The sequence below is a fragment of the Nocardia sp. NPDC056564 genome (assembly GCF_042793755.1).
GTDB lineage: Bacteria > Actinomycetota > Actinomycetes > Mycobacteriales > Mycobacteriaceae > Nocardia.
This window is the reverse complement of record NZ_JBHTUR010000050.1, coordinates 1-1,170: the sequence shown is the minus strand read 5'-3', so window position 1 is coordinate 1,170 and position 1,170 is coordinate 1. Positions and strand designations below refer to the sequence as shown.

The following is a 1,170-nucleotide window of genomic DNA, read 5'->3' as shown; positions in this document are numbered from 1 at the left end:
AGTGGTAGGAGTGGGATGACGTCGGGTGTGCCTGGTAGTGATCGGACTGATTGGTCTGGGTTGTTGCGGAGTGCGCAGGACGGGAAGTTGCGGTTGTTGCGGGTCGATGGGGAGGGGCTGGGGCGGCTCACGAGCGGGTGTGAGGTGTTCGTGGCCGATATCATGGGGTTGATCGACGCGGTCGGCAAGCATGTGCCCAAGGTGTTCGGGTGGGAATACGACAACACCACCGGTGACCACGCGCGCGGGGGCATCACCCCGGCGCCGTGCCGCACGAGCCTGGCCAGTATGGCGATGCTGTTCGAGAAGTTCGACCGTAAACTCACCATCGAACTGGTCGGGGTCCTGCAAAACCATCGGGCCATCGTCACCGACATGGGTAACACCTTCACCGCGGCCAACAAACGCTACGCCAGCACCGAAGGCGCGAACGCGAACACCTTCCAGCCCCCCACCACCGGCACACCCTGGTGGGACACCATCGCCACCTACAACTCCACCCCGGCCGCGGACTGGAAAGAAGGCCCCGGCCTGCCCACCACCGCCGGCTCGGGCGTCAGCTTCGACACCCGCGCCAAAACCGACATCGAGTCACTGATCGAATCCGGGAACTACTTCGGGCTCCTGGCCTTCGCCAACATCGCCGAAATGATCGCCAAGAACGGCGGCACCACCTTCTGGATCGCCGGGGAATGGAACGCCTTCGCCGAGATCTGGCGACGCTCGGCCCAGAAATTCACCGACACCATCGGCCACGTCTTCACCAACGGCTACTGGCAAGGCACCGGCGCCGACAACGCCATCGGATTCCTCGACAAATACAACACCGCCACCCAAACCCTGCACCGCGCCATGCTCGACATGTCCCACGTCATCGGCAACACCGCCAACTTCAACGCCTTCATCTGGTCCCACCTACCCCGCTACGACCAATTCACCTACAACACCGACCACACCGTCAAATACGTCAACAACAAACAAGCCACCTCCCACCTACCCCGCGTCCAAACCTTCTGGAACACCGGCGACGACACCTCCGCCAGCAAAGGCTACGTCACCGGCATCAAACAACTCGCCACCCTCATCCCCACCCTCCCCGACCCCAACACCCTCGCCCCCGCCACCCACACCACACCCACCGGAAACAACAACGAAACCAGCGGAAACGAC

General features: G+C 62.7%; 1 protein-coding gene. It reads left to right on the top strand.

Features of this window, described 5'->3' with window-relative positions:
- Positions 1 to 150: 150 nt before the first annotated feature.
- A partial coding sequence (locus ACFQ9K_RS45430; RefSeq protein WP_378984597.1) for a hypothetical protein occupies positions 151 to 1,170 on the top strand: 1,020 nt, incomplete at its 3' end.